Origin of the sequence: Hominisplanchenecus faecis, assembly GCF_020687205.1 — a bacterium.
GTDB lineage: Bacteria > Bacillota > Clostridia > Lachnospirales > Lachnospiraceae > Hominisplanchenecus > Hominisplanchenecus faecis.
Window position 1 is genome coordinate 1 of sequence record NZ_JAJEQE010000011.1, and the last position, 18,137, is coordinate 18,137.

At 45.9% G+C, this 18,137-nt stretch carries 19 protein-coding genes; all 19 read left to right on the forward strand.

From position 1 onward, the window contains the following. The first annotated feature begins 276 nt into the window (after positions 1–276). The 19 genes from LKD42_RS04930 to rplS all read left to right on the forward strand — a co-directional run bounded on the left by LKD42_RS04930 (position 277) and on the right by rplS (position 18,120). Positions 277–804, forward strand: coding sequence for a YceD family protein (locus LKD42_RS04930; protein WP_022119330.1), 528 nt, complete (start codon positions 277–279; stop codon positions 802–804). Positions 805–807: 3 nt separating this feature from the next. Further along, positions 808–990 (forward strand): 50S ribosomal protein L32, encoded by a 183-nt coding sequence (rpmF, locus tag LKD42_RS04935; protein ID WP_022119331.1) that lies wholly within the window; start codon positions 808–810, stop codon positions 988–990. Between the two features lie 142 nt (positions 991–1,132). Further along, positions 1,133–2,152, forward strand: a complete 1,020-nt coding sequence (plsX, locus tag LKD42_RS04940) for a phosphate acyltransferase PlsX (RefSeq protein WP_022119332.1) — start codon at positions 1,133–1,135, stop codon at positions 2,150–2,152. A gap of 15 nt (positions 2,153–2,167) precedes the next feature. Then, positions 2,168–2,398: an acyl carrier protein gene (gene acpP, locus LKD42_RS04945; RefSeq protein WP_022119333.1), complete on the forward strand. Its 231-nt coding sequence runs from the start codon at positions 2,168–2,170 to the stop codon at positions 2,396–2,398. 87 nt (positions 2,399–2,485) lie between these two features. Further along, positions 2,486–3,184, forward strand: coding sequence for a ribonuclease III (rnc, locus tag LKD42_RS04950; RefSeq protein ID WP_022119334.1), 699 nt, complete (start codon positions 2,486–2,488; stop codon positions 3,182–3,184). Between the two features lie 3 nt (positions 3,185–3,187). Further along, positions 3,188–6,748 (forward strand): chromosome segregation protein SMC, encoded by a 3,561-nt coding sequence (gene smc / locus LKD42_RS04955; RefSeq protein WP_248834986.1) that lies wholly within the window; start codon positions 3,188–3,190, stop codon positions 6,746–6,748. A 13-nt stretch (positions 6,749–6,761) separates the two neighbouring features. Further along, positions 6,762–7,706, forward strand: coding sequence for a signal recognition particle-docking protein FtsY (ftsY, locus tag LKD42_RS04960; RefSeq protein ID WP_248834987.1), 945 nt, complete (start codon positions 6,762–6,764; stop codon positions 7,704–7,706). 4 nt (positions 7,707–7,710) lie between these two features. Further along, positions 7,711–8,922, forward strand: a complete 1,212-nt coding sequence (ilvA, locus tag LKD42_RS04965) for a threonine ammonia-lyase (protein ID WP_173897341.1) — start codon at positions 7,711–7,713, stop codon at positions 8,920–8,922. 15 nt (positions 8,923–8,937) lie between these two features. Further along, complete coding sequence (locus LKD42_RS04970) at positions 8,938–10,113, forward strand: nucleotide sugar dehydrogenase (protein ID WP_248834988.1); 1,176 nt, start codon at positions 8,938–8,940, stop codon at positions 10,111–10,113. Between the two features lie 23 nt (positions 10,114–10,136). Continuing rightward, complete coding sequence (locus LKD42_RS04975; RefSeq protein WP_147631332.1) at positions 10,137–11,093, forward strand: glycosyltransferase family 2 protein; 957 nt, start codon at positions 10,137–10,139, stop codon at positions 11,091–11,093. Between the two features lies 1 nt (position 11,094). After that, positions 11,095–12,939, forward strand: a complete 1,845-nt coding sequence (locus tag LKD42_RS04980; protein WP_248834989.1) for a hypothetical protein — start codon at positions 11,095–11,097, stop codon at positions 12,937–12,939. A gap of 40 nt (positions 12,940–12,979) precedes the next feature. After that, the gene (locus LKD42_RS04985; protein ID WP_248834990.1) at positions 12,980–13,993 is read left to right on the forward strand and encodes a lysylphosphatidylglycerol synthase domain-containing protein; all 1,014 of its coding nucleotides are present in this window, start codon (positions 12,980–12,982) and stop codon (positions 13,991–13,993) included. A 68-nt stretch (positions 13,994–14,061) separates the two neighbouring features. Beyond that, entirely contained in the window at positions 14,062–14,400 is a 339-nt protein-coding gene (gene ylxM / locus LKD42_RS04990) for a YlxM family DNA-binding protein (RefSeq protein ID WP_147631288.1), read from the forward strand. 24 nt (positions 14,401–14,424) lie between these two features. After that, positions 14,425–15,771: a signal recognition particle protein gene (gene ffh / locus LKD42_RS04995; RefSeq protein ID WP_022119345.1), complete on the forward strand. Its 1,347-nt coding sequence runs from the start codon at positions 14,425–14,427 to the stop codon at positions 15,769–15,771. An 81-nt stretch (positions 15,772–15,852) separates the two neighbouring features. Further along, positions 15,853–16,098, forward strand: coding sequence for a 30S ribosomal protein S16 (gene rpsP / locus LKD42_RS05000; protein ID WP_147631289.1), 246 nt, complete (start codon positions 15,853–15,855; stop codon positions 16,096–16,098). A gap of 11 nt (positions 16,099–16,109) precedes the next feature. Then, a complete protein-coding gene (locus LKD42_RS05005) occupies positions 16,110–16,337 on the forward strand; it encodes a KH domain-containing protein (protein WP_022119347.1) in 228 nt (75 codons plus the stop codon). An 81-nt stretch (positions 16,338–16,418) separates the two neighbouring features. Beyond that, positions 16,419–16,925, forward strand: a complete 507-nt coding sequence (gene rimM, locus LKD42_RS05010; protein ID WP_248834991.1) for a ribosome maturation factor RimM — start codon at positions 16,419–16,421, stop codon at positions 16,923–16,925. A 1-nt stretch (position 16,926) separates the two neighbouring features. After that, positions 16,927–17,685: a tRNA (guanosine(37)-N1)-methyltransferase TrmD gene (trmD, locus tag LKD42_RS05015; RefSeq protein WP_173895834.1), complete on the forward strand. Its 759-nt coding sequence runs from the start codon at positions 16,927–16,929 to the stop codon at positions 17,683–17,685. 87 nt (positions 17,686–17,772) lie between these two features. Next, positions 17,773–18,120 (forward strand): 50S ribosomal protein L19, encoded by a 348-nt coding sequence (gene rplS / locus LKD42_RS05020; RefSeq protein ID WP_022119350.1) that lies wholly within the window; start codon positions 17,773–17,775, stop codon positions 18,118–18,120. Positions 18,121–18,137 lie beyond the last annotated feature (17 nt).

Below are 18,137 nucleotides of genomic sequence, written 5' to 3' on the forward strand. Positions count from 1 at the left end.
ATTATCATCCCACTTTTATGCTCATATCGGGGCGGGTCCCAAGGTCTTTCATCCACCTATGAGCAAGCTCATGTGGATTTAGACCTTTTGACCCTGGCATCATTTTATATTTTTAATAGAAGAAACTGCTGCAAAGAGATTTGCGGCAGTTTCTTATTGCCTGGACTGACAGGATCGCGTGCCGGATCTTGCATGCGTTCGACCTGAAACAAAAAAATGGGTTGACAAATGCCAGATGCACGGATATAATAGTTTAGGCGTGGATAGGAGGATATTATGCAGATTGCTTTAAACGATGTACTGAAAGACGATGGAAAGATACTGCGGGTAGATGCAGACTTCGGTCCGGATACATTTGAGATGAAGCTCGGCAAGTATCCGATTACCCGAAAGACTCCGGTTTCACTGGTTCTCACGAACAAAGGAAAGCGGAATCTGTTAATACAGGGCAGGATGGATCTTACGATTCTGATTCCCTGCGGACGTTGCCTGGAGGAAGTTCCGGTAGAGTTTGAACTCGATTTTGAGAAGAAAATCGACATGAATCTTACCGAAGAAGAACGACGGGAAGCGCTCGATGAATGTGCGTATATACATGGATATGACCTGGATGTGGATGAGCTGGTCTACAGCGAGATTCTGGTGAACTGGCCGCTTCGTGTGCTGTGCAAAGAGGACTGTAAAGGAATCTGCAGTATATGCGGTAAGAATCTGAATCATGGGACCTGCGACTGTGATCATACAGATTTAGATCCCAGAATGGCACAGATCCGTGATATCTTCAATAAATTTAAGGAGGTGTAAGCCATGTCAATCTGTCCAAAGAATAAATCTTCCAAAGGAAGAAGAGACAAGAGAAGAGCAAACTGGAAAATGACTGCTCCGAATCTGGTAAAATGCAGCAAATGTGGTGAACTGATGATGTCTCACAGAGTTTGCAAAAACTGCGGAACATATAACAAAAAAGAAATCGTTGCAGTTGAAGACTAATTGCATAAATGCTATAGAATCAGGGATTGAACAATTTGATGTTGTTTGGTCCCTGATTTTTTATGAAAGGATCTGCAAAAATTTTAGGTTGATTTTTATATCGCACTCTAGTATATTAGGAATTGCAACAGGAGGAAAAACTATGCAGGATATGGTCAGGGTGGTTGTAGATGCCATGGGCGGAGACAACGCACCCGGAGAAATCGTCAAAGGTGCCGTAGAAGCACTGAACGCCAGAGAAGATATTTTTATCTACCTGACGGGAAGAAAGCCGGTGATCGAAGCCGAGCTTTCAAAATACACCTTTCCAAAAGAAAGGCTGGAGATCGTGCATACCGAAGAAGTGATCGAAACGGCCGAACCGCCTGTCATGGCAATTCGCAGGAAAAAAGATTCTTCGATCGTAAAAGGTATGAATATGGTCAAGCAGAAAGAAGCAGATGCGTTTGTTTCTGCAGGAAGCAGCGGAGCGATCCTTGTAGGAGGTCAGGTGATCGTTGGCAGGATCAAAGGAATTGAAAGACCGCCGCTGGCACCGCTTATTCCGACAAAGAACGGAGTTTCTCTCCTGATCGACTGTGGGGCAAACGTGGATGCCAGACCTTCCCATCTGGTGCAGTTTGCAAAGATCGGTTCCATCTACATGGAAAATGTTATGGGAGTCAAAAATCCGAGAGTCGGGCTGGTCAACATCGGTGCGGAAGAGGAAAAGGGCAATGCACTTGTAAAAGAGACGTTTCCATTGCTCAAAGAATGCAAAGAGCTCAATTTTATCGGAAGTGTGGAGGCACGCGACATTCCACAGGGAGTGTGCGATGTGATCGTCTGTGAGGCGTTCGTGGGAAACGTGATCCTGAAACTTTACGAAGGTGTCGGTGCAACTCTGATCAGTAAAGTCAAGCAGGGCATGATGACAAGCCTGCGTTCCAAAATCGGTGCATTACTAGTAAAACCTGCATTGAAAGAAACGCTCAAATCTTTTGATGCCAGCCAGTATGGCGGAGCACCGCTTTTAGGTTTGAACGGACTGGTCGTAAAGACACACGGAAGTTCAAAGGCAGTGGAAGTGAAAAATTCCATCCTTCAGTGTGTCCAGTTCACAAAACAGGAGATCAATCAGAAAATCAGAGAAAATATTATAAAAGAAGACCAAAAAGGATAAGAGAGGTATTTTATTATGGAATTTGAAAAGTTAGCAAAAATCATCGCAGAAGTGTTAAACGTAGATGCAAACGAAATTACGCTGGATACCACCTTTGTAGATGAACTTGGTGCAGATTCCCTGGATGTTTTCCAGATTATCATGGGGATTGAAGAAGAATTCGATATCGAGATTCCAAATGAAGAAGCAGAAAAGATCGTTTCTGTCGGTGATGCAGTAGAAGCAATCAAAAGTGCATTAAATTAAAAGGGGTCTGACGATAACGACAGATGGGAAGGTGCTGCAAGTCAGCACCTTCTGTATATCCGACTGAAACAGAAAGCGAGGAACAAGATGAAACAGACAAAAGATTTAAAAGAGCTGGAAGGAAAGATTGGCTATACCTTCAAAGATAAGACCTTGTTTAAGCAGGCTCTCACACACAGTTCTTATGCAAACGAACACAGGCACGAAGGACTCAAAGACAATGAACGTCTGGAGTTTCTTGGCGATGCGGTTCTGGAGATCATCAGCAGTGAGTATTTATTTTACAATTACCCGGATATGGCTGAGGGCGAAATGACAAAACTCCGTGCCAGCATTGTATGTGAACCGACGCTGGCACTGTGTACGCACGAGATCAGCCTCGGAAGCTATCTTTTCCTTGGCAAGGGAGAAGAACGGACAGGCGGAAGAAACCGGGATTCTATCGTATCTGATGCTATGGAGAGTGTAATAGGAGCTATCTATCTGGATGGTGGTTTTGCTAGTGCAAAGGAGTTTATCCATAAATTTATTCTAAAGGATATCGAACATAAAAAACTCTTTTATGATAGCAAGACTATTCTGCAGGAGATCGTGCAGAGTGACTATAAAGGCAAAGAGATCGAGTATGTGCTGACAGGAGAGATCGGACCGGATCATGACAAGAAATTTGTAGTAAGTCTGGTAGTGGGAGACAAGACACTGGGCGAAGGAACGGGAAGGACCAAGAAAGCCGCAGAGCAGGAAGCCGCTTACCGTGCCATTATCAAACTGAAAGGAAATGCCTGAGACATGTATTTAAAGAGCCTTGAGATCCAGGGATTCAAATCATTTGCAAACAAGATTGATTTTAAATTTCATAATGGTATTACCGGGATCGTAGGGCCAAACGGAAGCGGAAAGAGCAACGTAGGAGATGCGGTTCGCTGGGTACTTGGTGAGCAGAGTGCCAGACAGCTGCGAGGAAGCAACATGCAGGATGTGATTTTTTCCGGTACGGAAAATCGAAAACCGCTCGGCTTTGCGTCGGTTTCGATCACACTGGACAACGCCGACCACAAACTGCCGGTGGATTATGAGGAAGTGACGGTCAGCCGCCGCGTCTACCGCTCCGGCGAGAGCGAATATCGTTTAAACGGAACTTCCTGCCGTCTGAAAGATATTCAGGAGATTTTCTACGACACCGGTATCGGAAAAGAGGGTTACTCCATCATCGGCCAGGGACAGATTGAAAAGATCTTAAGCGGCAGACCGGAAGATCGAAGAGAATTGTTTGATGAGGCAGCCGGGATTGTCAAGTTCAAACGAAGAAAAGCGGCAGCCGTGAAAAAGCTGGAGGATGAAAGAGCGAACCTTGTCCGCGTAAACGATATTCTCTCGGAACTTCAGCGTCAGCTGGTTCCGCTTCAGCATCAGGCAGAACAGGCAAAGATCTACCTGAAGAAAAAAGAAGAATTAAAAAAGATCGATCTGCATCTATTTCTGCTGGAAATGGAGCAGCGGAAAGCAGAACTTGCGAATCTGGATGAAAAACGAAAGATTGCCGAAGAGCAGCTTTCTGATATAAAGAAAGAATACGAGACGATCCGCATCCATTATGAAACAGAAGAAAAAGCGATCGAGGAGCTGGAAGAGCGGATCGAGCAGATCCGGGAACAGGAGCGGCAAAGTCAGTTGCTCCACCAGCAGCTCACCGGTCAGATCGAAGTCCTGAAAGAGCAGATCCGGGCACAGGAGGATCAGGAAGTCCGCTTAAAAGAGCGAAAGAGCGTGATCGAGAGCGAACTTTCCAGAAAAGAAAAACAGAGAAAAGCGGAAGAGCAGGCGTTTTTGCTTGCAAAGGAAAAACAGGAGCAGGTTTCTTTGACGGAAGCGGACTATCGCCTGGAAGCGGATGCGACAACGGCGATGCTCTCCCATCTGGAAATGCAGATCGAGGACGGGAAAAATGAAATCATTTCACTTTTGAATCAGCGTGCTTCGGTGAAAGGAAATGTTCAGCGATACGATACCATGCAGGAACAGATGCAGATCCGAAAAGCAGAAGTAACCGGAAAGCTCCTTCGGATCGGCAGCGAAGATGCCAGATGGCAGGAGACGCTTCAGGAATATCAGACTGCCTACGAAACGGTGTCGGAAGAGATTGAAAAACAGCTCCGGAAGAGCAAAGAGCAGGAAGATAAGATTGAACAGCTCCAGCAGAAACTGGCAGGGCAGAACCGGGAACTGGAACAGAAACAGTCTTTCTATCACCGGGAGAAATCAAGGCTTGAGACACTGAGCAATTTAACAGAACGCTATGATGGATACGGAAACAGTATCCGGAAGGTGATGGAGCAAAAAGACAAAAATCCGGGGATCCTCGGCGTTGTAGCCGATCTGATCAAAGTAGAATCTTCTTATGAGACGGCAATCGAGACGGCACTTGGCGGCAGTATACAGAATATTGTGACGGACAGGGAAGAGACCGCAAAACGCATGATTGAATTTCTGAAACGTGGCAAATATGGCCGGGCTACCTTCCTTCCGCTGACTGCCATCGGAAGAAAAGGAAATGCAGGAAACAAAGATGCCGTGAAAGAACCGGGGATTTTGGGCGTTGCGAGCACTCTGGTCCGGACAGAAGAGAAATACCGTGCACTGGTGGAATACCTTCTTGGCAGGACACTTGTCGCAGACAATATGGATCATGCGATCGCAGCTGCCAGGAAATATCACCATTCTCTGCGGATCGTTACGCTGGAAGGAGAGTCTTTAAGTCCGGGCGGTTCCATGACAGGTGGTGCCTACCGCAACAGCAGCAATCTTCTGGGACGCAGAAGAGAAGTTGAAGAGCTGCAAAAGAAAGTACAGGCACTGGAAAAAGAATGGAAAGAATTGCAGCTGGAAGTCGATGAAAACCGAAAAAAAAGGAATGAACATCGCGAAACAGTTGTAATTCTGAATGAAAAGCTTCAGAAAGCCTATGTTTCTCAGAATACGGCACGCATGGAGATCCGCCAGATGGAAGAAAAACGGGAAGAATCCAAAGAAGAGCTGACAAGGCTTCAGGAAGAATCTGCCCAGTTAGACGGCGAATTAAAGCAGATCAGCCGGGAAAAAGAACAGATCGAAGAAGCTGTGAAAGAGTCTGAAAAAAGAGAAGCACAGCTGCAGGAACAGATCCTGGGATGGCAGAAAGAACAGGAAGTCCAGAGGGCGGAGCTGGAGCAGCAGAACGCCCGTATTGAAAAGCTGCATCTGGAGCTTGCAAATGCCGGACAAAAAGAAGAATTTGCAGGGCAGAATCTCAAACGTATCGAAAAAGAAATCCGAAATCTAAGGGAAGAAGAAAAAGAGATCGGGCAGAAAAAGCGGGAAAGTCTGGATGTCATTGCAGAAAAAGAAGCACAGATCCGGCAGATTGAAAGCCGCATTGCAGGTACGAAAGACCATGGACGCGATCATGGCAGGCAGCTGCAGAAGCTTCAGGCACAAAAAGAAGAGAAAAGTGCGGCACAGAAAACCTTTTTTACAAGGCGGGAGGAGCTTTCCGGGCAGATCGCAGATCTGGACAAAGAAAACTTCCGGCTTGCATCCATGCAGGAAAAGCTTGAAAGTCAAAAAGAAGAGCGGATCAGTCAGATCTGGGATGAATATCAGGTGACACCTTCGGAAGCTGCTGCGTTCCGGAATGAAAACGGCATGGATCAGAAGCAGACCAGAAAACGGATCGAGGAGATCAAAGCAGCGATCCGCCAGATGGGCAACATCAACGTCAATGCGATCGAAGATTACAAAGAGATGTCACAGCGGCATGGATTTCTTCAGAATCAGCACGATGATCTCATCAAAGCAGAGAAAGCTTTAGAAGAGATCATTCTGGAGCTGGATGAAGGGATGCGCAAGCAGTTCCGGGAGAATTTTGCCAGGATCCAGGTGGAATTTGACAAAGCTTTTCGTGAATTGTTCGGAGGCGGCAAAGGAACGCTGGAGCTTGTGGATGATGAAGATATTCTGGAGGCAGGCATCCGGATCATCTCTCAGCCGCCGGGCAAAAAACTGCAGAATATGATGCAGCTCTCCGGAGGCGAGAAGGCCTTAACGGCGATCGCCCTGCTTTTTGCTATCCAGCACCTCAAACCGTCCCCGTTCTGTCTTTTGGATGAGATCGAGGCGGCACTGGATGAGGCGAATGTCAGTCGCTATGCAAATTATCTGCACAAGTTGACAAAAAATACACAATTTATTATTATTACACACAGACGCGGAACGATGGCAGCGGCCGACCGGCTGTATGGCATCACGATGCAGGAAAAAGGAATCTCTGCACTGGTATCGGTAAATCTGATCGAAGAGGCACTGGATCAGTGAGAAAGGAAAGAAGATGGGTGAGAAAAAAGGATTTTTTAAGCGCCTGGTAGAAGGACTGACCAAGACAAGAAACAATATCGTTTCCGGTATTGATTCTATTTTCAGCGGATTTTCCGCAATAGATGAGGATTTTTATGAGGAGATCGAGGAAATCCTGATCATGGGAGATCTCGGGATCAATGCGACAACCGCGATCATAGAAGATCTGAAACAGAAGGTGAAAGAGCAGCACATCAAAGAGCCTTCTGCCTGCAAACAACTGCTGATCGACAGCATCAAAGCTCAGATGAATGTCGGCGAGACGGCGTATGAGTTTGAAAACCGTCAGTCTGTTGTCCTGGTGATCGGAGTCAACGGTGTCGGTAAGACAACCAGCATCGGAAAACTGGCAGGAAAATTAAAAGACCAGGGAAAGAAAGTAATTCTGGCGGCAGCCGATACGTTCCGTGCGGCAGCCGGAGAACAGCTGACCGAATGGGCACACCGTGCAGGAGTGGAGATCATTTCCGGACAGGAAGGATCGGATCCGGCAGCCGTTGTATACGATGCGATCCAGGCATCCAAAGCACGTAATGCAGATGTATTGCTCTGCGATACGGCAGGACGACTTCATAATAAAAAGAATCTTATGGCAGAGCTTGGAAAAATCAACCGTGTGATCGACCGGGAATATCCGGAAGCTTACCGTGAGACACTGGTTGTGCTGGACGGTACAACCGGTCAGAATGCACTTGCACAGGCAAGACAATTTTCTGAGATTGCTGATATTACCGGAATCATTCTTACCAAATTGGATGGAACAGCCAAAGGCGGTATCGCCGTTGCCATCCATTCCGAACTTGGTATCCCGGTGAAATATATTGGCGTGGGAGAGAGTATTGACGATCTGCAGAAATTCGATGCAGACGAGTTCGTAAATGCACTTTTTGATGTGAAAGATTCAGAAGAAGAGGAGTAAAGACATGCTTACGTTAGACAAATTTGAAGAAGCTTCAGAAATCGTAAAAAAAGCTACTCAGGAGACAAAGCTGATCTACAGCAAATATTTCAGTGAGCAGACAGGAAACAAAGTTTATCTGAAACCGGAAAATATGCAGACAACCGGTGCTTATAAAGTAAGAGGTGCTTACTATAAAATCAGCACACTGAGCGAAGAAGAGAGACAGAAAGGTCTGATCACAGCCTCCGCAGGAAACCATGCACAGGGCGTTGCCTATGCGGCAAAAGAGTTTGGTGCAAAGGCAGTGATCGTTATGCCGACGACCACACCGCTGATCAAAGTAAACCGCACCAAGAGCTACGGTGCAGAAGTGGTTCTCTATGGAGATGTCTATGATGAGGCCTGTGCCTATGCACTGGAACTGGCAGAAAAAGAAGGCTATACCTTTATCCATCCGTTCGATGATCCGGCTGTTGCAACCGGTCAGGGAACGATCGCCATGGAGATCATCAAAGAACTGCCGCTGGTTGATTATATCCTTGTTCCGATCGGAGGAGGCGGACTGGCAACCGGTGTCTCCACACTGGCTAAGATGCTCAACCCGAACATCCGCGTGATCGGTGTGGAACCGGCAGGGGCAGCCTGCATGAAAGCTTCCCTTCAGGCAGGAGAAGTTGTGACACTGCCAAATGTCAATACGATCGCAGACGGCACGGCTGTTAAGACACCTGGCAAAAATGTGTTCCCGTATCTGCAGAAAAACCTCGATGATATCATCACCATTGAGGACGATGATCTGATCGTTGCCTTCCTTGATATGGTTGAAAACCACAAGATGATCGTAGAAAACTCCGGACTTCTGACCGTGGCAGCCCTGAAATATCTGGATGTAAAAGACAAAAAAGTGGTATCGATCTTAAGCGGCGGAAACATGGATGTGATCACCATGTCTTCTGTTGTACAGTTAGGTCTGATCCAGAGAGACCGTATCTTTACCGTATCTGTTCTGCTTCCGGACAAAGCAGGAGAGCTGGTTCGTGTGGCAACCGTTATTGCAAATGAACAGGGAAATGTCATCAAACTGGATCACAATCAGTTTGTAAGCACGAACCGCAATGCAGCCGTAGAGCTGAAGATCACACTGGAAGCATTTGGAACGGATCACAAAGAGCGCATCGTCAATGCCCTCAAAGAGCATGGCTATAATCCGAAAGTGATTCGCCCGAATCTTTAAAAGGAGGGGAGCAATATGAAAATAGCAGTAGCGGGAACGGGATATGTAGGGCTTTCCAATGCCCTGCTGCTCTCCCAGCACAATGATGTGTGGGCAGTCGATATCCTGCAAAGCAAGATTGATTTGATTAATAAAGGGAAGTCACCGATCGTAGACAGAGAAATCGAAGAATTTCTGGCAAGAGAGGATCTGCACCTGACAGCAACGACAGATGCAGAAAAAGCTTATAAGGATGCTGATTTTGTTATCATTGCAACCCCGACGAACTACGATCCGAAGAAAAATTATTTCGACACATCTTCGATCGAAACGGTGATCGAACTGATACAGAAGGTGAATCCGGATACCGTGATGGTGATTAAATCAACGGTTCCGGTCGGCTATACAAAAGGAATCCGTGAAAAATACCATACAGACCATATTCTGTTCTCACCGGAATTTTTAAGAGAAGGACATGCACTGTATGATAATCTGTATCCTTCCCGTATTATTGTCGGATCGCCGGAGAATCAGCGTGACAAGGCACATGCATTTGCCGCACTTCTTCAGGAAGGGGCGATCAAGCAGGAGATCCCGACACTCTTTACCGATCTTACGGAAGCTGAGGCAGTCAAATTGTTTGCAAACACCTACCTTGCCATGCGTGTTGCATTTTTCAATGAACTGGATACTTATGCAGAGGTAAGAGGGCTTGACAGTAAACAGATCATTGAAGGAGTAGGACTGGATCCTCGTATCGGCACGCATTATAATAATCCGTCTTTTGGATATGGCGGATATTGTCTTCCAAAGGACACCAAACAGCTGCTTGCAAACTATCATGATGTCCCAAACAATATTGTGGCAGCGATTGTAGAAGCAAACCGTACCAGAAAAGATTTTATTGCAGAGCGCATTATTGAAAAAAATCCAAAGATTGTAGGCGTATACCGCCTGACGATGAAAACCAATTCAGACAACTTCCGCCAGAGCTCGATCCAGGGGGTTATGAAGCGGATCAAGGCGAAGGGGATCGAAGTGGTTGTATATGAGCCGGCAATGAAAGAAGAAACGTTCTTTCACTCCCGTGTGATCCGTGATCTTAAGGAATTTAAAGAAATGAGTGATGTGATCCTTGCCAACCGCTGTAGTGATGAGATTGCGGATGTCATGGATAAAGTCTATACAAGAGATCTGTATTTCAGGGACTAAGGAAAAATAAGGAGAGATAAATAATGAAATTAATTATACAGGTGCCATGTTATAACGAGGCACAGACGCTGGAAATTGCACTGAATCATCTGCCAAAACATATCGACGGGATCGATGAGATCGAGTATCTGATCATCAACGACGGAAGCCGTGACGATACCGTTAAAGTTGCGAAAAACTGGGGCGTGAACTATGTAGTCAATTTCCGGACGAACCGCGGACTGGCAAAGGGGTTCATGGCAGGGCTGGATGCCTGCCTGCGAAACGGTGCGGATATCATTGTCAATACCGATGCTGATGATCAGTACTGCGGAGATGACATCGAAAAACTGGTGCGTCCGATCCTGGAGGAAAAGGCAGATATTGTGATCGGTGAACGCCCGATCGATGATACGGAGCATTTTTCACCGCTCAAGAAAAAGCTTCAGCATTTCGGAAGCTGGACCGTGCGTGTGGCATCCAAATCCGATATTCCTGACGCACCGAGCGGTTTCCGTGCTTATAGCCGTGACGCAGCGATGCGTCTGAATGTAACAAATGAATATACCTACACCCTGGAGACGATCATCCAGGCAGGACGCACCAGAATGGCAATGGAGTCGGTGCCGATCCGTACCAATCCGGAGCTTCGTAAATCCAGACTGTTTTCCAGTATGTTTGGTTATGTGAAGCGTTCCATGGTGACGATCGTCCGTTCCTTTATGATGTATAAGCCATTGCGATTTTTCCTCGGGATCGGCAGTGTGCTCTTTCTTTGCGGGGCACTGCTTGGCGTGCGTTTTCTGGTTTACTATGCGACCGGAGCCGGAAACGGACATGTGCAGTCCCTGATCCTTGCAAGTATCCTGATGCTGATGGGCTTCCAGACCGGCGTGATCGGACTGCTGGCAGACATCATTGCGGCAAATCGCAAGATTTTGGAAGATGTACAGTATCATGCACGTAAACTGGATTATGACAGAGAGAAAGAGGAAAAATAAAATGACAATGACGAAACAGGACAGGATTTGTATGATCTCACTGTTTGCGGTAATGCTGGTGCTTATGGGAGTGCCGGCATTATGTCTGAGTACGAACACCGTTGTGGATGAACTTGGTACTCTGACTAACACAGCCCTTTTGACCGGGAGAAACTGGGGAACAGGGATTTTAAGTAATGGTGGATATTATTACCGTTATGGAATGGCTTTTGTGTGGCTTCTGCCGTTTCTGATTTTTAAAGATCCGATCATCGTTTACAAAGCGGCGTCTTTTGTCAATGCCTTGTTTATGGCAACGACACCGGTGATGGCTTACTATATTGGCAGACGCTATCTGAAGCTCGAAAAAGAAAAAGATGCGGCTCTTCTGGCGGCAGGTTCTGCGATCATCAGCAGTGTGATGTTCCAGGCAATCTATCTGCGTGGAGATATGATGCTGATCGTACTCAACTGGGTTTGTGCACTTTTTATTTTAAATGCCATGTATGCAAAAACAAAAAAAGAGCGTCAGATCTACACGATATTGCTGAGTTTCTGTGCAGTGTACGCCTATGCCTGCCACAGCAGGGGAATCGTTATGGTGATTGCCTCTGCGATGACTGTACTGCTGATCCCGTTTTTTACAAAGGAAAGGGAAAGAAGGATTCCGTATATCAGTTTCTTTGGCAGTATGGCAGTCTTTCTTGTGATCGACAAGATCCTGGTGAAGTATTTCAGGCATGCTATCTGGGGAAACGCTGCAGCTCATGCGACCGGCATCCCGAAAGGAACGCTGAAACTGCTGAGAAAGGGAACGGGGATCAAATCCTATATTCGGATGGCAATCGGCTGGCTGTATAATTCTTTCAGTTCAACGCTTGGACTGGTCTGCGTGGGACTGATCGCCTGTGTGATCATTGTTTTTCTGATGATCCGCCGTTCGAAGAAGGTGACATCGCAGGAAGGTACACTGGCATTGTTTGGATTTTTATCTTATGCAGGAAGTTTTGTCCTTGGAACTGTATTTTTCCTGAAAAGTGTGAAAAAGAACTTTTACGGTACTTCCAAAATTCGTGTGGACCGTATTGTATATGACCGCTATATCTGCTGTGCCTTCGGTATTCTCTGTATGGTGGCACTTTATGTGCTGATCTGGAAAAGGGATCTGTTTGGGATTCGGGCGAAAATGCTTTCGGTGGCAGGATGCGGCCTTACGCTTGTGCTGTTTTCGAAGATCACGGCTCCGTATCTGAACAACCAGAGCTTTGTGCGGAAATATATGGGTATGCTCTGCACATTTGTGAAAACCCATGCCGGAAAACTGACCTTTGAAGGGAAACATGTTTCCGGAGGAGTGATCCTGTTTGGCGTTGTGGCACTGCTTTTGTTTTTACTGGTTCTGCTTTTGTGCCAGAAAAAGAAAGGCTGTCAGGCGTGCACTCTGATATTGTTTGTCTCTGTACTGTTGTTTGGCTATAATGTAAAGAACATTACCATTTCAGAAAATAATACAAGAGAGGCAAGGATTTCTTCTGCATCCAGTCTGATTCTGTCGTTTGGTGATATTTATAAAGATTATTCTTATGTATGGGCCGAAGAGACGGCAGCACCGATCAAGTCTTACCAGGTACGTCTGATGGATTATCACCTGATCGGAGAAGAGTATCAGAGCTTTAACGATACAGACAATGTGTTTGTGATCGCAAAAAAGCTGCCGAATGAAAAGGAATTAAAAAGCGGTGCATATTATCTGATCGACGGTGAAGCGTACGACAACAAAAAAGAAGATTTTGTCTATGTCAAAGGAACAAAACTGAAAGAAGCACTGGAAGAGCGAGGCGTTTCGCTGACTGCTTATACCGGATGACAGACGGCAGAAAAACATGGTTTCTGAAATCATAGATAACATGGTAGGAGAAGAATCGGTTATGGAAGAAAACACACAGGTAAAAAAAGAAGAAGCGGAAATACTGGAAAACGCACAGCAAAACGGAGAAAAGAAATGGAAGAAATATGTCAGGATCGGATTTCTGCTGCTGGTTGCCGTTTTTCTAATTCGCTATTTTTATAAAAATTATGATTCCTACAAGAATCTGGATATTGAGATCAACTGGCCGGTATTTGCCGGGGCACTGCTGTTTTATTTCATTTATCAGGTGACGCTGGCCTCTTTATGGCATTACATCACGAAATTGAACAAGTGTTCCATTCAATATTTCAAGGCGATCACAGCGTATCTGTATTCGATACCGGGGAAATATATTCCGGGAAAGGTTTTTATGCTGCTGGCACGTGTGCCGCTGTATGAAGAAGGCGGAGTGCCGATCCGAAAAGTGACGGTCTGCTTTTTCCTTGAGAATATCTGTACGCTTCTGGGTGCAGCCTTTTTGTTTCTGATCTCGCTGTTCTTTTTCCCGAATGACCTGCTCAACGATTATAAATGGATGACGATCGGCCTTGTGATCCTGTTTTTTATCTGCATCAATCCGAAGATCATCAATTTTTTCCTGAAGATCCTGGAGCGATTTATTAAGAAAGATCTTTCAATCCCGATCACCTACCCGCAGATGATCAAAGTTGTACTGCTGTTCATCTGCAACTGGCTGGTTGTCGGTGTCGGGTTCTACATGCTGGTATGCTCTATTTATCCGGTTCCGGTTTCTCAGTTTCTCTATGTGGCCGGAATTGACGGACTCTCCTGTATCATCGGTATCCTGGCGGTGTTTACACCGTCCGGTCTTGGAGTAAGGGAAGGTATCATTTTGCTGGGACTTGGACTGATCATGCCGAAAGAATATGCTGTGATCATTTCTCTTGTGACCAGACTGTGGCAGACGGTTGCTGAATTTATGCTGATCGGGATCGCGATCGTGATCAACAGAGGCATGAAATTTTACAAGAAAAAGAAGGAAAAAGTTTGATCTGAAATAAAAAAAGAAAAAGCCATCCTGTCAAGAAAAAATACTTGACACGGTGGCTTCTTTCGTGTATGATAACCAAGGTGATTGCAGTGGAAAAGATTTTAGAGCAGACATTATTGTATGATTTTTATGGTGAACTGCTTACAGAGCATCAACAGAAAATATACGAGGATGTAGTATTCAACGATATTTCCTGCAGCGAAGTTGCAGAGAATCAGGGAATCAGCAGACAGGGTGTGCACGATCTGATCAAACGGTGCGAACATATCCTGGATGATTACGAGACAAAACTGCATCTGGTTGAGAGATTTGTAAGTCTGAAAGAAAAGGTGGAAGCCATAAGGATGGCGGCAGATGATCCGGAAGAAGTAAGGAAGATTTCGGATGAGCTGCTGAAAGAATTATAAAACCGACTGACGGTGGAGGTTACGATGGCATTTGAAAGTTTATCGGATAAACTGCAGAATATATTTAAAAACCTTCGCGGCAAAGGAAGACTGACAGAGGCAGATGTCAAGACAGCACTGAAAGAAGTAAAGCTTGCTCTTCTGGAAGCGGACGTCAGCTTTAAAGTCGTGAAGCAGTTTATAAAAGCGGTTCAGGAGCGTGCAATCGGTCAGGACGTGATGAACGGACTGAATCCGGGACAGATGGTGATCAAGATCGTAAATGACGAGCTGGTAAACCTGATGGGATCTGAGACGACGGAGATTGCACTGCGTCCGGCAAGTGAAGTTACTGTGATCATGATGGCAGGTCTTCAGGGAGCCGGAAAGACAACAACAACTGCGAAACTTGCAGGCAAATTCAAATCAAAAGGCAGAAAGCCGCTTCTGGTAGCGTGTGACGTGTATCGTCCGGCAGCTATCACGCAGCTTCAGATAAATGGTGAGAAGCAGGGTGTGGAAGTTTTCTCCATGGGAGACAAACAGAACCCGGTCAATATCGCCAAAGCAGCTGTAGAACATGCAAAGAGTCACGGATTTAATGTCGTGATCCTTGATACAGCAGGACGCCTTCATGTCGATGAAGCGATGATGGAGGAGTTACAGAACATCAAAGAAGCCGTTCATGTTGATCAGACGATCCTGGTGGTGGATGCAATGACCGGACAGGATGCGGTCAATGTGGCAGACAGCTTCAATCAGAAACTTGAGCTTGACGGTGTCATCCTTACAAAGCTGGATGGAGACACCAGAGGCGGTGCGGCACTCTCGATCAAGGCAACCTGCGGCAAACCGATCCTCTATGTTGGTATGGGCGAGAAGTTATCCGATCTGGAACAGTTCTATCCGGAGCGTATGGCATCCAGGATTTTAGGCATGGGCGATGTGATGACGCTCATCGAGAAAGCACAGGCCAATATCGACGAAGACAAAGCCAGAGAAATGGAACAGAAACTGAAAAAAGCACAGTTTGGTTTCGATGATTATCTGGAGAGCATGGCTCAGGTTAAAAATATGGGAGGCATATCCAGTATCTTAAGTATGATGCCGGGTATTGGCAATAAAGCAGCAGATATCGAGGCTGCGGTGGATGAGTCCAAGATGGCACGCATCGAGGCGATCATCCTCTCCATGACACCGAAAGAGCGTTCCAATCCGGATCTGTTAAATCCGTCCAGAAAGAAACGTATCGCAAAAGGTGCAGGTGTGGACATCAGCGAAGTCAACAAACTGGTCAAACAGTTCGAACAGACACGCAAGATGATGAAACAGTTCCCTGGTATGATGGGAGGCAAGGGTGCAAAACGCGGCAGGTTCAAGCTTCCGTTTTAGCACATAAAGAATGCAGAGAAGCTGCCAAAGGCAGGTTTTCATAGATATCAAAGATATAAAAATACTGAGGAGGTGAAAGTAATGGCAGTAAAGATCAGATTAAGAAGAATGGGAGAAAAGAAAAATCCTTTCTATAGAATCGTTGTAGCTGATTCTCGTTCCCCGAGAGATGGAAGATTCATCGAGGAGATCGGTACCTACAATCCGAACATCGAACCGAGTGAATTCAAGGTAGATGAGGAGCTGGCAAAGAAATGGCTGGCAAATGGTGCACAGCCGACAGAGGTAGTAGGAAAGCTCTTCAAAATCGCCGGTATTGAAAAATAAGAGGTGGCAGGATGAAAGAATTAGTAGAAGTAATCGCTAAGTCACTTGTAGAAAATCCGGAAGAAGTTACCGTTACGGAAAGGCAGTCTGGAAAGACAACGGTTGTTGAACTGAAAGTTGCCCCATCCGATATGGGAAAAGTAATCGGTAAACAGGGCAGAATCGCGAAAGCGATCCGTGCAGTTGTAAAGGCTGCAGCCTCAAAGGAAGACAAGAAAGTTGTAGTGGACATTCTGTAGCTGAAAAGCTGCAGGATGCTGCGTTGAAAACCTCGTGCAGACGAGGTTTTTGTTTTATTCAATTTTACCCGGAGGAGAAACATGGAAGAATTTTTACAGGTCGGAGTGATTACGGCAACACATGGTATTCACGGGGAAGTCAAAGTATTTCCGACAACCGACGATCCGAAACGTTTTAAAAAACTGAAAAAAGTGCTTCTGGATACCGGAAGAGAAAAACTGGAACTGGAAGTGGAAGGTGTCAAGTTTTTCAAAAATATGGTTATCCTGAAGTTTAAAGAATATAATGATATCAATCAGATTGAAAAATACAGAAAGTGTCCGCTGCTTGTGACACGCGAGCATGCAGTAAAACTTAAGAAAAATGAGTATTTTATCGCAGATCTGATCGGACTTAAGGTCTATACCGAGGATGATGCATTTCTTGGCACACTGGATGATGTGATCCAGACCGGAGCAAACGATGTCTATCAGGTAGTGACGGAAGAAGGAAAAGAGATCCTGATCCCGGCGATCCGTCAGTGTATTCTGGAAGTAGATGTGAAAGAAGGGCGCATGAAAGTGCATCTTCTGGAAGGGCTGGTGTAGCATGCATTTTCACGTACTGACACTGTTTCCGGAAATGATCGAGCAGGGAATGAATACCAGTATCATGGGCAGGGCGATCGAACGGGGATATATTTCTCTGAAAGCAACGGACATCCGCGACTATGCTGCGAATAAGCATAATAAGGTGGATGATACACCGTACGGAGGCGGAGCTGGCATGGTCATGCAGGCAGCACCGGTCTATGGAGCCTATGAGGCAGTAAAAGAACAGATCGGTTACCGGCCGAGAGTGATCTATCTGACACCGCAGGGAAGTACTTTTTCACAGCCTATGGCGGAAGAATTTGCAAAAGAGCAGGATCTGGTCTTTCTGTGCGGACATTATGAAGGGATCGATGAGCGTGTCCTGGAAGAGATCGTGACAGACTACGTCTCCATCGGGGACTATGTTCTGACCGGAGGGGAACTTCCGGCAATGGTGATGATGGATGCGATCTCCAGACTGGTTCCGGGTGTGCTTCACAATGAGGCATCTGCCGAATTCGAATCTTTCCAGGGAAATCTTTTGGAGCATCCGCATTACAGCAGACCGGAAGTCTGGCATGAAAAGCGGGTTCCGGAAGTGCTGTTATCCGGACATCATGCCAACATTGAAAAATGGAGAAGAGAACAGTCAGTCATCCGGACGGCAGAAAGAAGACCGGATCTGCTGGAAAAAGCGGATCTGTCAGCAAAAGAAAAAGCTCTGGCAGATCGCTGTCTGGCTGAAAAAAAGCTTGCTTTTACGCAAGAGGTATGATAAAATTATTCACGTTGTGAGAAGAGATGGTCCTCTGCTACCTGGGCGGTATTAAGAACATCTGAAAATATAAGGAGGAACAACAAGATGAACGAAATCATTAAGAACATTGAAGCAGCTGAACTGAAAGCGGAAGTACCTGTATTTAACGTAGGTGATACTGTAAAAGTTTACGCAAAGATCAAAGAGGGTAACCGCGAACGTATCCAGATCTTCGAAGGAACTGTTCTGAAGAAACAGGGTGGAAGCAACAGAGCAACTTTCACAGTAAGAAAGAACTCCAACGGAATCGGCGTTGAAAAAACATGGCCGTTGCACTCCCCGAACGTAGAAAAGATCGAGGTTATCAGAAGAGGTAAAGTAAGAAGAGCGAAACTGAATTACCTGAGAGACCGTGTTGGTAAAAAAGCAAAAGTAAAAGAGTTGGTTAAATAATAGGACGCAGCAGCGTA

What these genes read in the sequence shown, in the direction of transcription:
- LKD42_RS05005 (WP_022119347.1), top strand. Translation starts at nt 16,110, where the DNA reads ATGAAAGAATTAGTAGAAGTAATCGCTAAGTCACTTGTAGAAAATCCG.
- rpsP (WP_147631289.1), top strand. Translation starts at nt 15,853, where the DNA reads ATGGCAGTAAAGATCAGATTAAGAAGAATGGGAGAAAAGAAAAATCCT.
- LKD42_RS04970 (WP_248834988.1), top strand. Translation starts at nt 8,938, where the DNA reads ATGAAAATAGCAGTAGCGGGAACGGGATATGTAGGGCTTTCCAATGCC.
- smc (WP_248834986.1), top strand. Translation starts at nt 3,188, where the DNA reads ATGTATTTAAAGAGCCTTGAGATCCAGGGATTCAAATCATTTGCAAAC.
- rnc (WP_022119334.1), top strand. Translation starts at nt 2,486, where the DNA reads ATGAAACAGACAAAAGATTTAAAAGAGCTGGAAGGAAAGATTGGCTAT.
- LKD42_RS04985 (WP_248834990.1), top strand. Translation starts at nt 12,980, where the DNA reads ATGGTAGGAGAAGAATCGGTTATGGAAGAAAACACACAGGTAAAAAAA.
- acpP (WP_022119333.1), top strand. Translation starts at nt 2,168, where the DNA reads ATGGAATTTGAAAAGTTAGCAAAAATCATCGCAGAAGTGTTAAACGTA.
- rimM (WP_248834991.1), top strand. Translation starts at nt 16,419, where the DNA reads ATGGAAGAATTTTTACAGGTCGGAGTGATTACGGCAACACATGGTATT.
- ftsY (WP_248834987.1), top strand. Translation starts at nt 6,762, where the DNA reads ATGGGTGAGAAAAAAGGATTTTTTAAGCGCCTGGTAGAAGGACTGACC.
- plsX (WP_022119332.1), top strand. Translation starts at nt 1,133, where the DNA reads ATGCAGGATATGGTCAGGGTGGTTGTAGATGCCATGGGCGGAGACAAC.
- rplS (WP_022119350.1), top strand. Translation starts at nt 17,773, where the DNA reads ATGAACGAAATCATTAAGAACATTGAAGCAGCTGAACTGAAAGCGGAA.
- LKD42_RS04975 (WP_147631332.1), top strand. Translation starts at nt 10,137, where the DNA reads ATGAAATTAATTATACAGGTGCCATGTTATAACGAGGCACAGACGCTG.
- trmD (WP_173895834.1), top strand. Translation starts at nt 16,927, where the DNA reads ATGCATTTTCACGTACTGACACTGTTTCCGGAAATGATCGAGCAGGGA.
- ylxM (WP_147631288.1), top strand. Translation starts at nt 14,062, where the DNA reads ATGATAACCAAGGTGATTGCAGTGGAAAAGATTTTAGAGCAGACATTA.
- ilvA (WP_173897341.1), top strand. Translation starts at nt 7,711, where the DNA reads ATGCTTACGTTAGACAAATTTGAAGAAGCTTCAGAAATCGTAAAAAAA.
- LKD42_RS04980 (WP_248834989.1), top strand. Translation starts at nt 11,095, where the DNA reads ATGACAATGACGAAACAGGACAGGATTTGTATGATCTCACTGTTTGCG.
- rpmF (WP_022119331.1), top strand. Translation starts at nt 808, where the DNA reads ATGTCAATCTGTCCAAAGAATAAATCTTCCAAAGGAAGAAGAGACAAG.
- ffh (WP_022119345.1), top strand. Translation starts at nt 14,425, where the DNA reads ATGGCATTTGAAAGTTTATCGGATAAACTGCAGAATATATTTAAAAAC.
- LKD42_RS04930 (WP_022119330.1), top strand. Translation starts at nt 277, where the DNA reads ATGCAGATTGCTTTAAACGATGTACTGAAAGACGATGGAAAGATACTG.